The following is a 15,951-nucleotide window of genomic DNA, read 5'->3' as shown; positions in this document are numbered from 1 at the left end:
TGCAGCAAGCAAGCTATTACGATTTGTTATCGGGATGGCTTGAGGCATCGCGGGAAAGTCCCGTGTGTTCGCCGGAATTGGCGAGCACGCGGCGCAGCATGCTCTTCAGGAAGCCCACTTCCTCCGGGGTGAACCCGTTCAGCAGGGTATCGAGCACGCCGTTGAAAATTGCCGGCATGCGGGCCGCGATCGCATTGCCCTCCGGCGTCAAGGCGAGGCGCACGACGCGCCGGTCTTCGTTACTGCGCACCCGCGTGAGCAGGCCGCGCTTTTCGAGCCGGTCAATCAGGCGCGTGACGGCGCTTGCGTCGATACCATATTCACGCGCCAACTCGGCCGCGAGCAGGCATTTGCCGCTCGCCACCATGAACAGGATGCTGCCTTGCTGGCTAGTGATGCCGAGCTCGGCCATGCTGCGCTGCGTAACCAGATTGTGCAGAGTCGATTTCACCCGCGAGATGAGATAACCGACGCTTTCGCCGAGTTGATACTCGCTGAGATCCGGCGTGGGTTCGTTGGACGGCTCCGTCATGATTCTCGTGCGATTGCAATGGTTGACTAGGCATTAGTATAGCTGGCTGTTGATTGACACGACAAGCGTAAATACAGCTTAGGCAAGGATTATTTCCTGCTCAAGTAAGATGCCGCACGGATCGGCGTAGGGCGCGGGCGACGCGGAATTCGCGAAGTCAGCGGGGGCGGAGGGCGTACGGTCTATCGGGGAATACCAGAAAGGATCATCCGCGCGTGCTATAATTTTGGGTTCCCAAAAGTGCGCTTTGGGCTTGTTGTCGTGGTTTGGCTTCTCAACCAGCAGCATAAGCAAGCGGCGCACTCAACCGTCTTCAGGTTTCCTATGACCCGCGCCCTACGCAACATCGCCATCATTGCTCACGTCGACCACGGCAAGACCACGCTCGTCGATCAGCTCCTCCGTCAGACCGCCACGTTCCGCGAGAACCAGCAGATCGCCGAGCGCGTGATGGACTCGAACGACATCGAAAAAGAGCGCGGCATCACGATCCTGTCGAAGAACTGCGCGGTGGAGTACGAAGGCACGCACATCAATATTGTCGACACGCCGGGGCACGCCGACTTCGGCGGCGAAGTGGAGCGCGTGCTGTCGATGGTCGACTCGGTGCTGCTGCTCGTCGACGCGGTGGAAGGCCCGATGCCGCAAACCCGTTTCGTCACGAAGAAGGCGCTCGCGCTCGGCCTGAAGCCGATCGTCGTGATCAACAAGGTCGACCGTCCGGGCGCGCGGGTCGACTGGGTGATCAACCAGACCTTCGACCTGTTCGACAAGCTCGGCGCGAGCGAAGAGCAGCTCGACTTCCCGATCGTCTACGCGTCGGGGCTGAACGGCTATGCGGGTCTCACGCCTGACGTGCGCGACGGCGACATGCGTCCGCTGTTCGAGGCAATCCTTCAGCACGTGCCGGTGCGCCCGGCCGACCCGGAAGGTCCGCTGCAACTGCAGATCACGTCGCTCGACTACTCGTCGTACGTCGGCCGTATCGGCATTGGCCGTATCACGCGCGGCCGCATCAAGCCGGGCATGGCCGTCGCGGTGCGCTCGGGCCCTGAAGGCGAAATCCTCAATCGCAAGATCAACCAGGTGCTGTCGTTCAAGGGTCTCGATCGCGTGCAGGTCGATTCGGCTGAAGCGGGCGACATCGTGCTGATCAACGGTATCGAGGAAGTCGGCATCGGCGTGACGATCTGCTCGCCGGAGCAGCCGGAAGCGCTGCCGATGATCACCGTCGACGAACCCACGCTGACGATGAACTTCCTCGTCAACTCGTCGCCGCTCGCGGGCCGCGAAGGCAAGTTCGTCACCAGCCGTCAGATTCGCGATCGCCTGATGAAGGAGCTGAACCACAACGTCGCGCTGCGCGTGCGCGATACCGGCGACGAAACCACGTTCGAAGTGGCAGGCCGCGGTGAGTTGCACCTGACCATTCTGGTCGAAAACATGCGCCGCGAAGGCTACGAGCTGGCCGTGTCGCGTCCGCGTGTCGTGATGCAGGAAATCAACGGCGAGAAGCACGAGCCGTACGAAAACCTGACCGTCGACATGGAGGACACCCACCAGGGCGGCGTGATGGAAGAACTCGGCCGCCGCAAGGGCGAAATGCTCGACATGGCGTCGGACGGCCGTGGCCGCACGCGTCTCGAGTACCGTATTTCGGCACGTGGTCTGATCGGCTTCCAGTCGGAATTCCTCACGCTGACGCGCGGCACGGGTCTGATGAGCCACACGTTCGATTCATACCAGCCGGTCAAGGAAGGTGCGGTCGGCGAGCGCCGCAACGGCGTGCTGATCTCGCAGGACGACGGCGCGGCAGTCGCGTACGCACTGTGGAAGCTGCAGGATCGCGGCCGCATGTTCGTGTCGCCGGGCGAGGCGCTATATGAAGGCATGATCATCGGCATTCACAGCCGCGACAACGACCTCGTCGTGAACCCGATCAAGGGCAAGCAGCTCACCAACGTGCGCGCGTCGGGCACCGATGAAGCCGTGCGTCTCGTGCCGCCGGTTCAGCTGTCGCTCGAATACGCGGTCGAGTTCATCGACGACGACGAGCTGGTCGAAGTCACGCCGAAGTCGATCCGTCTGCGCAAGCGCTACCTGAAGGAACATGAGCGCCGCAGCGCGAGCCGCAACAAGGTTGCCGGCGAATAAGCGGGTTTCGAATCCGTCTGGATAGCAGGAAACGGAAGCCACCTTCGGGTGGCTTTTTCGTTATCGGCGCATCGACACGTGTGGCGCTGCATCATGCCCGGCACCGTCCGGGCGGCACAGGTGTAGACACCTATTGCGCAATTCGCCTTCTCATTTTCTACAGAACACTATTGCGCGCTGTGAAGAAGCACCCCGTCACCCGCGAAACGCCCGCCATCACTGGCTTTGCCGCGTGTGCTGTCCGCTATCTGGGCTATTCGTTCTGTGCTATGCTCCCGGGTGCAAAGTTTTAGGTCCTTCCAAGCAAGACTTGATTCGCGCAATCCGCTAAACGGTCAGGCCGTGTCGCGGAAGGTTCTGTAACCCGCTATTTCTCGAGAAACTCGAAGAAAGGTGAGCGTAAAAATGATGAAGCAATTCCAGTCGAACTCTTATCTGTTCGGCGGCAATGCTCCGTACGTTGAAGAAATGTACGAAGCGTATCTCGATAATCCGGCGTCAGTGCCCGAGACCTGGCGCAGCTATTTCGATGCGTTGCAGAACGTGCCTGCATCGGATGGCAGCAACGCCAACGACGTGGCCCACGGCCCGATCGTCGAATCGTTTGCACAGCGCGCCAAGGCCAATGCCTTCCTGCCGCGCGCAACTACCGGCGGCGAAGATCTCGCAACCGCCCGCAAACAGGTTTACGTCCAGTCCCTCATCGGCGCATATCGCTTCCTCGGCTCGCAATGGGCCAATCTCGATCCTCTGAAGCGCCGCGAACGTCCCGCGATCCCCGAGCTTGAGCCCGCGTTCTACGACTTCACCGAAGCCGACATGGACCAGGAGTTCAGCGCAACGAATCTGTACTTCGGGTTCGAGCGCGCGACGCTGCGCGAGATCGTCAAAGCCCTGCGCGACACGTACTGCGGCACGATCGGCGCCGAGTACATGTACATCAGCGATCCGGAACAGAAGCGCTGGTGGAAGGAACGCCTCGAATCGATCCGTTCGACGCCGAACTTCAGCAACGACAAGAAGAAGCACATCCTGAACCGCCTGACGGCCGCCGAAGGCCTCGAGCGTTTCCTGCACACCAAGTATGTCGGCCAGAAGCGCTTCTCGCTCGAAGGCGGCGAAAGCTTCATCGCGGCGATGGACGAAGTCGTGCGTCACGGCGGTCTGCGCGGCGTTCAGGAAATCGTCATCGCGATGGCTCACCGTGGCCGTCTGAACGTGCTGGTCAATACGCTCGGCAAGATGCCGGCCGACCTGTTCGCCGAATTCGAAGGCAAGCACGTCGACGATCTGCCGGCCGGCGACGTAAAGTACCACAAGGGCTTCTCGTCGGACGTCGCGACCGAAGGCGGTCCGGTTCACCTGTCGCTCGCGTTCAACCCGTCGCACCTCGAAATCGTCAACCCGGTGGTCGAGGGCTCGGCGAAGGCGCGTATGGACCGCCGCGGCGACGAAAACGGCGTCCAGGTGCTGCCGGTGCAGATCCACGGCGACGCGGCGTTCGCAGGCCAGGGCGTCGTGATGGAAACGCTGAACCTCGCGCAAACGCGCGGTTATGGCACGCACGGCACGCTGCACATCGTCATCAACAACCAGATCGGCTTCACGACGTCGGACCCGCGCGATTCGCGCTCCACGTTGTACTGCTCGGACGTCGTCAAGATGATCGAAGCGCCGGTGCTGCACGTGAACGGTGACGATCCCGAAGCGGTCGTGCTGGCCATCCAGATGGCGATCGACTTCCGCATGCAGTTCCACAAGGACGTCGTCGTCGACATCGTCTGCTTCCGCAAGCTCGGCCACAACGAGCAGGACACCCCGGCGGTCACGCAGCCGCTGATGTACAAGACGATCTCGAAGCACCCGGGCACGCGTGCGCTGTACGCTGAAAAGCTCGTGCAGCAGGGCGTCATCAAGGCCGACGAAGGCGAGGAATTCGTCAAGGCCTACCGTAAGGCAATGGACGAAGGCCATCACACGGTCGACCCGGTGCTCTCGAACTACAAGAGCAAGTACGCGGTGGACTGGGTGCCGTTCCTGAACCGCAAGTGGACCGACTCGGCCGACACGGCCGTGCCGCTGGCGGAACTGAAGCGCCTCGCCGAGCGCATCACCACGATCCCGGAAAACTTCAAGGTTCACCCGCTCGTCGAGCGCGTGATCAACGACCGTCGCGCAATGGGCCGCGGCGAAGCGAAGCTCGACTGGGGCATGGGCGAGCACCTCGCGTTCGCATCGCTGGTCGCATCGGGCTACGCAGTTCGTCTGACCGGCCAGGATTCGGGCCGCGGCACGTTCACGCACCGTCACGCGGTGCTGCACGACCAGAACCGCGAGCGCTGGAACGACGGCACCTACGTGCCGCTGCAGAACATCGCCGAAGGTCAGGCGAAGTTCACGGTGATCGACTCGGTGCTGTCGGAAGAAGCGGTGCTTGGCTTCGAATACGGTTACTCGACCGCTGAACCGAATACGTTCGTCGCGTGGGAAGCGCAGTTCGGCGACTTCGTGAACGGCGCGCAGGTCGTAATCGACCAGTTCATCTCGTCGGGCGAAGTGAAGTGGGGCCGCGTGTCGGGCCTGACGATGCTGCTGCCGCATGGCTACGAAGGCCAGGGTCCGGAGCACTCGTCGGCGCGTATCGAGCGTTTCCTGCAACTGTGCGCAGACCACAACATGCAGGTCGTACAGCCGACTACGCCGGCGCAGATCTTCCACCTGCTGCGTCGCCAGATGATCCGTCTGTTCCGCAAGCCGCTGATCGTCGCAACGCCGAAGTCGTTGCTGCGTCACAAGGAAGCCGTGTCGGATCTGTCGGAACTCGCGAAGGGTTCGTTCCAGCCGGTGATCGGCGAAGTGGACGAAACCATCGACGCGAAGAAGGTCAAGCGCGTGCTGGTCTGCTCGGGCCGCGTGTACTACGACCTGGTCGCGCATCGCCGCGAAGCGAAGGTGAACGACGTCGCGATCGTCCGTATCGAACAGCTGTATCCGTTCGCTCACAAGCAGTTCGAAGCGGAAATGAAGAAGTACGACAACGCAACCGAAGTGGTGTGGGTGCAGGACGAGCCGCAGAATCAGGGCCCGTGGTTCTACATCGAGCACCATCTGAAGGAAGGCATGAAGGAAGGGCAGAAGCTGGCGTACAGCGGCCGTCCGGCTTCGGCTTCGCCTGCGGTGGGCTACTACGCGAAGCACTACGAGCAGCAGAAGGCGCTGGTCGAAGGCGCTTTCGGCCGCCTCAAGAGCGCGTCGCTCGCCAAGTAAAAAAACAGACGAGCCCGGGAAAACGCAGTGCGTTTTTCCCGCGCCGCGCCGAACGATCCCATGAGATTCAGGCGCGGCGCTCGTGGTTCGCAGGCGGTCGCGATGAAGCGCCGTCACCCGATACGTATTCAGGATACTCATAATGGCTATTGTTGAAGTCAAGGTTCCCCAGCTCTCCGAGTCGGTTTCGGAAGCGACCATGCTGCAGTGGAAGAAGAAGCCCGGCGAGGCTGTCGCTCAGGACGAAATCCTCATCGAAATCGAGACCGACAAGGTCGTGCTCGAAGTGCCGGCTCCGGCAGCAGGCGTGCTCGCGCAAGTCATCTCGAACGACGGCGACACGGTCACGGCGGACCAGGTGATCGCGAAGATCGACACCGAAGGCACCGCAGGCGCCGCCGCTGTCGAAGCCGAAGTGAAGCCGGCTCCGGTCGCCGCAGCGGCTCCCGCGCCGGCGGCGCAGTCGACAACTGCGGCTGCTGCCGCAACGGGCTCGAACACCGCAGCTTCGCCGGCTGCCGGCAAGCTGATGGCCGAGAAGGGTCTGGCCGCTGGCGACGTCGCCGGCACGGGCCGCGACGGCCGCATCACCAAGGGCGACGTGCTGACCGCAGGCGCTCCGGCTGCCAAGGCTGCACCGGCTCCGGCTGCCGCACCGAAGGCTGCGAAGCCGTCGCTGCCGGACGTCAAGGCTCCGGCATCGGCCGACCAGTGGTTGAAGGACCGTCCGGAACAGCGCGTGCCGATGTCGCGTCTGCGTGCGCGTATCGCCGAGCGTCTGCTCGAGTCGCAGCAAACCAACGCCATCCTCACGACGTTCAACGAAGTGAACATGGCGCCGGTCATGGATCTGCGCAACAAGTACAAGGACAAGTTCGAGAAGGAACACGGCGTGAAGCTCGGCTTCATGTCGTTCTTCGTGAAGGCGGCCGTTCATGCGCTGAAGAAGTTCCCGCTCGTGAACGCGTCGATCGACGGTAACGACATCGTCTATCACGGCTACTTCGACATCGGTATCGCGGTCGGTTCGCCGCGCGGTCTGGTGGTGCCGATCCTGCGCAATGCAGATCAGCTGAGCCTCGCCGACATCGAGAAGAAGATCGCCGAATTCGGCCAGAAGGCGAAGGACGGCAAGCTGTCGATCGAAGAAATGACCGGCGGTACGTTCTCGATCTCGAACGGCGGCGTATTCGGCTCGATGCTGTCGACCCCGATCATCAACCCGCCGCAGTCCGCGATTCTCGGCGTGCACGCCACCAAGGAACGCGCTGTGGTCGAAAACGGCCAGATCGTGATCCGCCCGATGAACTACCTCGCGCTGTCGTACGACCACCGTATCATCGACGGCCGCGAAGCCGTGCTGTCGCTGGTCGCGATGAAGGACGCGCTGGAAGATCCGGCACGTCTGCTGCTCGACCTGTAAGCGCCCGCTCGGACCGCGCCGGCTTGTGAATCCGCAAACCGGCGCCATCTAGTCAGTACGTATCTCGCATTCCGCAGTACAGGAACGGCGCGCGCCACCTTGGGTGGTCCGGCGCCGTTCCGCTATCAAAGGGATTGTCATGTCCAAAGAATTTGACGTCGTCGTGATCGGCGCAGGCCCTGGCGGTTACATCGCCGCCATCCGCGCAGCGCAGCTCGGCAAGACCGTCGCATGTATCGAAAAGTGGAAGAACCCGGCCGGCGCGCTGAAGCTTGGCGGCACCTGCCTTAACGTCGGCTGCATTCCGTCGAAGGCGCTGCTCGCGTCGTCGGAAGAGTTTGAAAACGCGTCGCATCACCTCGCCGACCACGGCATCTCGGTGGATAACGTCTCGGTCGATATCTCGAAGATGATGGCCCGCAAGGACGGCATCGTCGAGAAGATGACCAAGGGCATCGAATTCCTGTTCCGCAAGAACAAGATCACGTGGCTCAAGGGCCACGGCAAGTTCACTGGCAAGACCGACGCCGGCGTGCAGATCGAAGTGAGCGGCGAGGGTGAAACCGAAGTCGTCACCGCGAAGAACGTGATCATCGCGACGGGTTCGAAGGCGCGTCATCTGCCGGGCATCCCGGTCGACAACAAGCTGATCGCCGACAACGAAGGCGCACTGTCGTTCGACACGGCACCGAAGAAGCTCGCCGTGATCGGCGCAGGCGTGATCGGTCTGGAGCTCGGCTCGGTGTGGCGCCGTCTCGGCGCCGACGTGACCGTGCTCGAAGCGCTGCCGGAATTCCTCGGCTCGGCTGACCAGGCGCTGTCGAAGGAAGCGGCCAAGCAGTTCAAGAAGCAGGGTCTCGACATCCACGTCGGCGTGAAGGTCGGCGAAGTGAAGACGGGCGCGAACGGCGTGACGATCGCCTATACGGACAAGGACGGCAACGCGCAGACGCTCGAAGCCGACCGCCTGATCGTGTCGGTCGGCCGCGTGCCGAACACCGACAACCTCGGCCTCGAATCGATCGGCCTGAAGGCCAACGAGCGCGGCTTCATCGACGTCGACGACCACTGCGCGACGGCTGTGCCGAACGTGTACGCGATCGGCGACGTGGTGCGTGGCCCGATGCTCGCGCACAAGGCTGAAGACGAAGGCGTGATGGTCGCGGAAGTGATCGACGGTCAGAAGCCGCACATCGACTACAACTGCGTTCCGTGGGTGATCTACACCGAGCCGGAAATCGCGTGGGTCGGCAAGACCGAGCAGCAGCTGAAGGCCGAAGGCCGCGAGATCAAGACCGGCCAGTTCCCGTTCATGGCGAACGGCCGCGCGCTCGGCATCAACAAGGCGGACGGTTTCGTCAAGATGATCGCCGACGCGAAGACCGACGAACTGCTCGGCGTGCACATCATCTCGGCAAACGCATCGGACCTGATCGCGGAAGCCGTGGTGGCGATGGAGTTCAAGGCGGCGTCGGAAGACATCGGCCGGATTTGCCATCCGCACCCGTCGCTGTCGGAAGTCATGCGTGAAGCGGCACTCGCCGTCGACAAGCGCGCGCTGAACATGTAAGCGCGCACGCCCGACCGAAACGCAACCTTGGCATCACCAAAGGCGGGCGGGGTTCACTCCCTCCCGCCTTTCTTTTTGCAGCAACACGATGAACGTCACCGAATACTACGAAAAAGAACTGCAGACGCGAGGTTATCAATCCGATCCGGCGCAGCGCGCGGCGGTCGACCGCCTGCAGCGGTGCTATGAAGAGTGGACCGGATACAAGGCGCGCCGCTCGAACGCGTTCAGGAAGCTGATCATTCACCCGGATCTGCCGCGCGGCGTGTACATGTGGGGCGGCGTGGGCCGCGGCAAGAGCTTCCTGATGGACAGCTTCTACATGATCGTGCCGTTGCATCGCAAAACCCGTCTGCACTTCCATGAGTTCATGCGTGAAGTGCATCGCGAGCTCGAAGAACTCAAGGGCCGCGCCGATCCGCTCGACGAACTCGCGCGTCGCATCGCGAAGCGCTATCGGCTGATCTGCTTCGACGAATTCCACGTGTCGGACATCGCCGACGCGATGATCCTGTATCGCCTGCTCGACAAGCTGTTCGAGAACGGCGTGCAGTTCGTGATGACGTCCAACTACGCGCCCGACACGCTGTATCCGGACGGCCTGCATCGCGACCGCATGCTGCCCGCGATCGAGCTGATCAAGCAGAGGCTCGACGTGGTCAACGTCGATGCGGGGATCGACTATCGCCAGCGCACGCTGGCCCAGGTCGAGGTCTATCACACGCCACTGGACGCCGCTGCCGGCAAGGCGCTGCGCGACGCTTTCGCGCGCCTCGCCGCGGTGCCCGACGAAAGTCCGCTGCTGCATATCGAGAAGCGCGAGCTGAAGGCGCTGCGCCGCGCGGACGGCGTCGTCTGGTTCGACTTCGCGACGCTGTGCGGCGGGCCGCGCTCGCAAAACGACTACCTCGAACTCGCGACCCGGTTTCACGCGGTGATCCTGTCGGACGTGCCGCAGATGTCGGTGCGCATGGCGTCGGAAGCGCGCCGCTTTACGTGGCTCATCGACGTGTTCTACGACCACAAGGTCAAGCTGCTGATGTCGGCCGCGGTGCCGCCGGAGGAGTTGTACGTCGATGGCCCGATGGCCAACGAATTCACGCGGACGGTGTCGCGAATCGTCGAGATGCAGTCGAAGGAGTATCTCGACACACCTCGCCGGATCGTCGACACGTCTCTAACCTGAGCATCGGCGTACGACAGTTTTTAGGAATCGGAGTGGTCTTATATTCCGCGCGCGGGTGACTGGCTATCTTTTGTCGTTGTTCTGACAAAGGAGGAAGCATGAACTCGTACCGCGAAATCACCGATGAAGAATGGCAGCGCGTTGCGCCACTGCTGCCCGAACTCCGGCCGCGTAGCGAAATGCGTGGCCGTCCGCTTGCCAATACCCGCTCAGTGCTCAACGGCGTGCTTTGGGTCATGTATAGCGGCGCCACCTGGTCCACCATGCCGCGCCGCTACCCGTCGTATCAGACCTGTCATCGCCGCTTCAAGTCCTGGTACCAATCGGGCGTGCTCAAACACGTGACGGAACAACTGCTCGGTACCGCGAGCGAAGATCTCTGCAGATTGATGGAAGCGCGTATGCGCACGCACGCGAGCGCGCAGCACAAGCGCGCCGCGGCCCGTCGCGCAGCCGCGGCGTTCCGTGTTCCGCCCGCCACGTCGGTGCCGGCGACGCCGCTAGGTTACGCTGCATCGTTCAAGCAGGCAGCATGACCCTCGCAAACAACTTGCCCCAATGAAGAACGGCCGCGCGATTGTTGATCGCCGGCCGTTTTTTTATGCTGTACCTGCTGGGGCTGAGCGCGCCACCGTTGCGGCATGAGGCGATCATTCAGGCAATGTGCGAGGCGCCGCACATGGGCCCCGCGTCGAAGCTCACTGCTGCCGGATCCACGTCTGCGAGCGGCCGAGCAGCGCGACGCCAATATAGCCTCGCACCACGAGCTTGTTGCCGCCGTCTTCGAGATGCATCTTGCACTTGTAGACCTTGCCGTTTTCAGGATCGAGAATCTGGCCATGATCCCACGCGTCGCCATCTTTCTTCATGCTGTTGATGATGGTCATGCCGAGGATCGGTTGGTCCTTGCGCGCGTCGGTGCATGCACTGCAGCGGCGATCCGGCTGGTCGTTCGCGCCGAGACCCTTGATGACCTTGCCGTTCAATTCGCCATTGGCGTCTTGTGTGATCTGCACGAGCGCTTTCGGCTGGCCCGTATGATCGTCGATGGTTTGCCACGTGCCGATCGGTGTCTCAGTCTGCGCCATCGCGGTCACGGCGCTGGCGAGCAGGGCGCCGGCGAGCGCGGCGTGACGGGCGGTGCGCAGCGCGAGCGCGCGCGCACGTTGAGTGAATCGAGTCATTACCTTCCTCCTTGATATGAGACGGCGCGATCGTGGTCGCGCGGCATTATGGGCATCGTGGTCGGATCTGCGGCACCAGTCTTCGCGATGCGGGACCATGCTAACGGCGTGCCGTTTGCATCGCCAGCGCAGAATACGCGAAAGTGCATGCGCCGTTTGATAGAGGAGCTTCTAATCGGCACGCGGTACTTCGGAGGTGTGTCAATTCAGCTATTCGGAAGAGCCTCGCGTTGATGCGCTGTCCACCAGCGCATCCATGACCGCTTTCGCGACGAAAAGATCGAGGCTGTAGTACCGCGCCGCCAAGGGAGCAAACGCGCAACTGCCATATTTTCGACGAAGAGCCCGGAACTCGCGAAATTGAGTAATAATTCCCCGTTTCCTACTAAAACAAGATCTGTTCAACAGGTGTCACATGGACCGAAAGTCAAAGCTACGAAAGATTGCTCTGGCCGCATGCATCGTAATGGGGGCCCTTCAGGGCGCGAATGCACAGGCTCTGCAGAACAGTGATGCGAGCGGTACGATCGTGTCCCAGCCGGGTCCCACGAGCGCGCCGACCGACACGTCGCAGGGCGGCCAGGCAGAGACCACTGCGCTGACGCCGGATGAAAGCCGGCAATCCGCCACCGGGAACGTGGCTGAATTGCAGCAGATGATCCACGGCTCGGATCTGAGCGAATTGCGCACCACGTATAACGGCAGCTATGGCGCGAGCCTGCTGTTCTACGGCAAGGAGATGACCTACTACGTCGCGCTGTTCCAACAGAAAAACTTCTGGCGCGTGATCAAGACGCAGGACGCCGGGCGCGCCGAGCTGATCTACAAGGATTTCGCGCGGCAGACGATGCAGTTGTCGGACGTTGAGATCCGCCGTACGCAACTCGAAGCGCAGAAGGCGTTCACGCAGCGCCTGGTCGCGTTGTCGCAGGAACGCGCGAGCCGGCTGCAGGCCGACCTCGACGTCGCGCGTCAGCAGCAGAGCATCGTCGCGAGCCAGCAGGAGCAGAAGCGCGCCGAGGCGACCGAGCTGGCGCAGCAGAAGGCCGCGGCGCAGGATCAGTTGCGCGTCGCGCAGCGTCAGGTCCGCAACCTGCAGCGTCAGCTCGAGAGCGGCTTGCCGCTGCATTGAGCACGACGATGTGAGCCTCGGTGGAGGGGCGGGACGGCGCGCAAACCGATGCGCCGTCCGTCCCGTCCGCGAGCGTTACCGTCGTTAAGTCTGATGGGTGCTTTCCGCACCTGCCAACCCGCGCCTCGCACTCTGGCCGCCGGGCTTTTCGGCATTTCCACTCGACATTGTTCGCAAGCCACGATGGCTGGCTGCCGCGCCGCCGTGCGACCCAAGACGGCGCGACTTCAATGGCGCTTGCGCGTATCCGCCTGAGTCTTGCGCATCCGCTCGCGAAACGGCTCCGTCACATCGACGGCGATCGGATCGCTGGCGGGAAAGCTTTCCATCAGCGCTTCATCGAGCCGCGTGTCGGCGGACGTCGGTGGTGTCCGGCGCGTGCGCGCAGGCCGGGAGGCATGCTGGCTTTTGCTGGTCATGGCGCGCTCCATCGGTAGAGGATCAATAATTCAGCATAGCGCATTGCGGCTATCGACGAACGTCGGCCGAATCGCGCAGGCGCGTCGTTTGAAACCGGCCCGCATCGATTCGTTCTCCGAGTGTCCCTGGCGCGCTTGAGCCGCGTTTGAGCCGCGCTTTTGCCGCAAGCGACACCTCCATCGATCGATCAGACAGCGAACCACATGAACGGGAAAAAGCCGGCGACTACGCGACGAGTGCTCGCAGCTCACGTCGTGGACGCCGAACTGGAACACCTGGATTGGGCGACGCGGCAACCGGCGCTGCACCTGTTCGACGCCGGCTACTGGCGGCGCCGCGTGCTGGCGGTCAAGGGGAGTTTCGAGCTGACCGAGCGGCAGCTGATCCAACTGGAGAAAATTCTGCAGCGCCTCGGTCTGTCAGCGGACTAGCGAGGCGCGGGCGTTACCGCTTCTTCGTATTTATTCCTGATTGCCGCCGGGGCTGCCGCTGCCGTGGTTGCCGCCATGATTGCCGCCTTCGCCGCCCGTGCCGAATAGACGCCGCCGCCGCGTGACAACGACCGGGCCCTCGGAGTTGCCGCTGCGCTCGCCCGGCGCGCGTTCCGCCGCCGGCGCGCCATACGGTTCACGTCCCTCGCGCGGCTCGCGATGTTCGCGCGAACCATGCGGACCGCGCGCGCCATGTTCGCCATGCGACGTTCGGCCCGTGCGCGGCGCCGGCCGCGTGCCGGTATCGAGCTGGATCGTGGAGATCGCGCGCTTGTAGATGCCTTGCAGGCCAACCGGCGTGCGCAGCATCACCAGGTACTGATCGAACGACTCGATGCATCCGGTCAGGCGGATGCCGTTGACCAGATAGATCTCGACGCGCTTTCGTTCCTTGCGCGCGGCGTTCATGAAGTCGTTTTGCGGATGCGATTCTGCGGAAGCCATGGACAATTCAGGTTAGATAGACGGTGGTTCGCCGCGATTCTACCCTTTCTGTTCCAGGCGGGGCAGCACGCGTCGACGGGGCGAACTTCGTCCACTATAACGGCTTGTGAGCCCATAAGCATCCGATACCGCGAGACTGTAACGTTGAGTTACGAATCTGCTGGTCAATGGCGTCTTCTTCCGGTCTCTCCAGGCATTGCCGGCAAGGTTGGCGGAAAAGGAAGAACATAGTGGTGTGCTGCGCGAGCACCCGCGGCGGCGTCGAAGCGCCCGAAAAAAGCCAAAAATTTCGGAGAAAGCAGCGCAACCGCAGCGCAGCGACACGGCGCCACGACCGCGGTGGAATAAACCAGGCGGTCGCAGCGTTAAGCCCAGTATGGCAGCACCGCACTGCGCGGCCTGCCGCCCACCGCCCGCCGCGCCCGTCGGTCGATCGCGCGCTGGGCATCCGTGAGGAGATTCAACATGATGAAAGCATCCCGTATTCTGTCAGCGCTCTTCGTCCTGCTCGCGCTCGCGTGCGGCTCCCTTGCTCACGCGGCCGACACCGACAACGCCGCGTCGAGTTCGAGCGGCAACAGCAACAGCAGCGGCGGCTACTAGAGCCGCGACCGGGCCTGGCACACCGGGTGACCTTCGAATCGGAAGTGATCGCGTGGCTGCCCCAGCTGCGCCGCTATGCGCGCGCACTGACGGGCGACCGCGCCTGGGCCGACGATCTCGTTCAGGATACGGCGGAGCGCGCGCTTGCGCGCTGGTCGGCATTCCGGCCGAACAGCAACCTGCGCGCGTGGTTGCTGACGATCCTGCGGCATCTGTATATAGACCAACTGCGCGGGCGGCGCGAGATCGCCGTCGACGAGGAAAGCGCGCCGTGGCGCAATCTCGAGGCGCCGCACGGCGAGGTCGACGGTCTGGTACTGCGCGACGTGCAGCGCGCGCTGTACTGCCTGCCACTCGAGCAGCGTGAAGTGCTGCTGCTGGTGTGCGTGGAGGAATTGTCGTACCAGGAGGCATCGAGTGCATTGGGGGTGCCGATCGGTACAGTGATGTCGCGGCTGTCGCGGGCGCGCGAGCATATGCGCGCGTTGCTGTGCGAGGAGCCACCGGGGCCAATGCACGGACCGCAGCCCCGTGCGCCGCGGACGGCGCACAAAGCAGCGCCGCTGAAAGTGGTGAGAAACCGATAATGAACAACGATAACCCCGAATCCGGATTGCCCGACGAGCCCGATCTGCGCTCGCTGTCGGCTTATGTCGACGGCGAATTGACGGATGAGCAGCGCGCCGCGGTCGAAACTCAGCTTCGCCAGCATCCGCAGGCCGCCGCGCGCGTCGCGGCGTGGCGCGCGCAGAAGGCGGCGCTGCGCGCGCTGTGCGGCGTGCCGGGCAGCGATGCATGGCAAGCGCAAGCGGGGCACGGGGCCGACTTTGAGCAGCAAGCCGCTGAATCGGGCGAGCGACGCTACGCCCGCAGCCAGCCCGCGGAGGCGGAGGAGCCGGCCTTTATCGTGGTGCGGCGTGCGCGGCCGTGGTGGCAGCGCGCGGGTCTCGCCGCCTGCTGGCTCGCGGCCGGCGCGGGGCTCGCGCTGGTGCTCGGCCCGCTCGCGCCGCGGCTGAGCGGCGGCGCGTGGAGCGGCTTCGGCGGCCAGCCGCCCGGTTTTGCGCAGCGCGCGGATGTCGCGTACGCGGTGTACTCGCCGGAGCGGCGTCATCCGGTCGAAGTCGCGGCGAGCGAAGAGGCGCATCTGATCGCGTGGCTGTCGAAGCGGCTGAATCGTCCGCTGTCGGTGCCGTCGCTGCAGGAGTATGGTTATTCGCTGGTGGGCGGCCGGCTGCTGCCCGGCGAGGCCGGGCCGGCCGCGCAGTTCATGTACGAAAACCAGGACGGCGCGCGCCTGACGCTGTACGTGACGGGCGTCACGCGCGACGAAACCGCGTTCCGCCTGTTTCGCGACGGCAACCGCCGCACCTTCTACTGGATCAGCGACCGCATGGGCTACGCGCTGTCCGGCGCGATCGCGGAAGGCAAGCTGCGCGAGATCGCGATCGACGTTTGCAGCGACCTCGGCGGTAAGCCAGAGACGTGGCAGCAGTAGCGCGCGGTAGCGTGTCGTAAAGGCCGTTGGCGGCCACGCACGCATGGCTG

At 63.3% G+C, this 15,951-nt stretch carries 15 protein-coding genes; 11 read left to right on the top strand and 4 right to left on the bottom strand.

All coding sequences use genetic code 11. The features are described from left to right. Positions 1-16: 16 nt before the first annotated feature. Positions 17-532, bottom strand: coding sequence for a MarR family winged helix-turn-helix transcriptional regulator (locus tag QFZ91_RS09045; protein ID WP_176108911.1), 516 nt, complete (start codon positions 530-532; stop codon positions 17-19). Between the two features lie 324 nt (positions 533-856). On the opposite strand from QFZ91_RS09045, the gene typA reads away from it, so the two are divergent. From typA to QFZ91_RS09015, 6 genes are all read left to right on the top strand, one after another. Continuing rightward, on the top strand, positions 857-2,686 hold the full coding sequence (gene typA, locus QFZ91_RS09040) for a translational GTPase TypA (protein ID WP_176108910.1): 1,830 nt from the start codon (positions 857-859) through the stop codon (positions 2,684-2,686). A 405-nt stretch (positions 2,687-3,091) separates the two neighbouring features. After that, positions 3,092-5,953, top strand: a complete 2,862-nt coding sequence (locus tag QFZ91_RS09035) for a 2-oxoglutarate dehydrogenase E1 component (protein ID WP_429567030.1) — start codon at positions 3,092-3,094, stop codon at positions 5,951-5,953. Positions 5,954-6,095: 142 nt separating this feature from the next. Continuing rightward, positions 6,096-7,376, top strand: a complete 1,281-nt coding sequence (gene odhB, locus QFZ91_RS09030; RefSeq protein WP_176108908.1) for a 2-oxoglutarate dehydrogenase complex dihydrolipoyllysine-residue succinyltransferase — start codon at positions 6,096-6,098, stop codon at positions 7,374-7,376. 139 nt (positions 7,377-7,515) lie between these two features. Beyond that, positions 7,516-8,946 (top strand): dihydrolipoyl dehydrogenase, encoded by a 1,431-nt coding sequence (lpdA, locus tag QFZ91_RS09025; RefSeq protein WP_176108907.1) that lies wholly within the window; start codon positions 7,516-7,518, stop codon positions 8,944-8,946. Positions 8,947-9,034: 88 nt separating this feature from the next. Continuing rightward, positions 9,035-10,132 carry a cell division protein ZapE gene (gene zapE / locus QFZ91_RS09020; protein WP_429567029.1) on the top strand — a complete coding sequence of 366 codons (1,098 nt, stop codon included), beginning with the start codon at positions 9,035-9,037 and terminating at the stop codon, positions 10,130-10,132. Positions 10,133-10,230: 98 nt separating this feature from the next. Next, positions 10,231-10,668: a transposase gene (locus QFZ91_RS09015; protein ID WP_368717255.1), complete on the top strand. Its 438-nt coding sequence runs from the start codon at positions 10,231-10,233 to the stop codon at positions 10,666-10,668. A gap of 162 nt (positions 10,669-10,830) precedes the next feature. On the opposite strand, the gene QFZ91_RS09010 is transcribed toward QFZ91_RS09015, so the two are convergent. After that, on the bottom strand, positions 10,831-11,316 hold the full coding sequence (locus QFZ91_RS09010) for a DUF2147 domain-containing protein (protein WP_176365765.1): 486 nt from the start codon (positions 11,314-11,316) through the stop codon (positions 10,831-10,833). A gap of 415 nt (positions 11,317-11,731) precedes the next feature. Between QFZ91_RS09010 and QFZ91_RS09005 the strand changes: the two genes are divergently transcribed. Then, positions 11,732-12,448, top strand: a complete 717-nt coding sequence (locus tag QFZ91_RS09005) for a DUF2968 domain-containing protein (RefSeq protein WP_176365766.1) — start codon at positions 11,732-11,734, stop codon at positions 12,446-12,448. A 227-nt stretch (positions 12,449-12,675) separates the two neighbouring features. On the opposite strand, the gene QFZ91_RS09000 is transcribed toward QFZ91_RS09005, so the two are convergent. Then, on the bottom strand, positions 12,676-12,867 hold the full coding sequence (locus QFZ91_RS09000) for a hypothetical protein (RefSeq protein WP_018432239.1): 192 nt from the start codon (positions 12,865-12,867) through the stop codon (positions 12,676-12,678). Positions 12,868-13,071: 204 nt separating this feature from the next. Between QFZ91_RS09000 and QFZ91_RS08995 the strand changes: the two genes are divergently transcribed. Further along, positions 13,072-13,299, top strand: coding sequence for a hypothetical protein (locus tag QFZ91_RS08995; protein WP_429567028.1), 228 nt, complete (start codon positions 13,072-13,074; stop codon positions 13,297-13,299). Positions 13,300-13,329: 30 nt separating this feature from the next. Here QFZ91_RS08995 and hfq read toward each other — a convergent pair whose 3' ends face one another. Then, the gene (gene hfq / locus QFZ91_RS08990) at positions 13,330-13,803 is read right to left on the bottom strand and encodes an RNA chaperone Hfq (protein ID WP_176108900.1); all 474 of its coding nucleotides are present in this window, start codon (positions 13,801-13,803) and stop codon (positions 13,330-13,332) included. Positions 13,804-14,268: 465 nt separating this feature from the next. On the opposite strand from hfq, the gene QFZ91_RS08985 reads away from it, so the two are divergent. From QFZ91_RS08985 to QFZ91_RS08975, 3 genes are read left to right on the top strand one after another with little or no spacing between them, the layout of a single operon-like run. Continuing rightward, complete coding sequence (locus QFZ91_RS08985) at positions 14,269-14,406, top strand: hypothetical protein (RefSeq protein WP_176108899.1); 138 nt, start codon at positions 14,269-14,271, stop codon at positions 14,404-14,406. A gap of 26 nt (positions 14,407-14,432) precedes the next feature. Further along, positions 14,433-14,993, top strand: coding sequence for a sigma-70 family RNA polymerase sigma factor (locus QFZ91_RS08980; RefSeq protein ID WP_429567027.1), 561 nt, complete (start codon positions 14,433-14,435; stop codon positions 14,991-14,993). Further along, entirely contained in the window at positions 14,993-15,901 is a 909-nt protein-coding gene (locus tag QFZ91_RS08975; protein WP_429567026.1) for a zf-HC2 domain-containing protein, read from the top strand. The genes QFZ91_RS08980 and QFZ91_RS08975 overlap by 1 nt, the downstream gene beginning before the upstream one ends. The last annotated feature ends 50 nt before the right edge of the window (positions 15,902-15,951 follow it).

The organism is Paraburkholderia sp. JPY419 (assembly GCF_050435705.1).
GTDB classification, from domain to species: Bacteria; Pseudomonadota; Gammaproteobacteria; order Burkholderiales; family Burkholderiaceae; genus Paraburkholderia; species Paraburkholderia youngii.
Note: the sequence above shows the minus strand (reverse complement) of the source record. Positions and strands in the feature narration are given on the sequence as shown.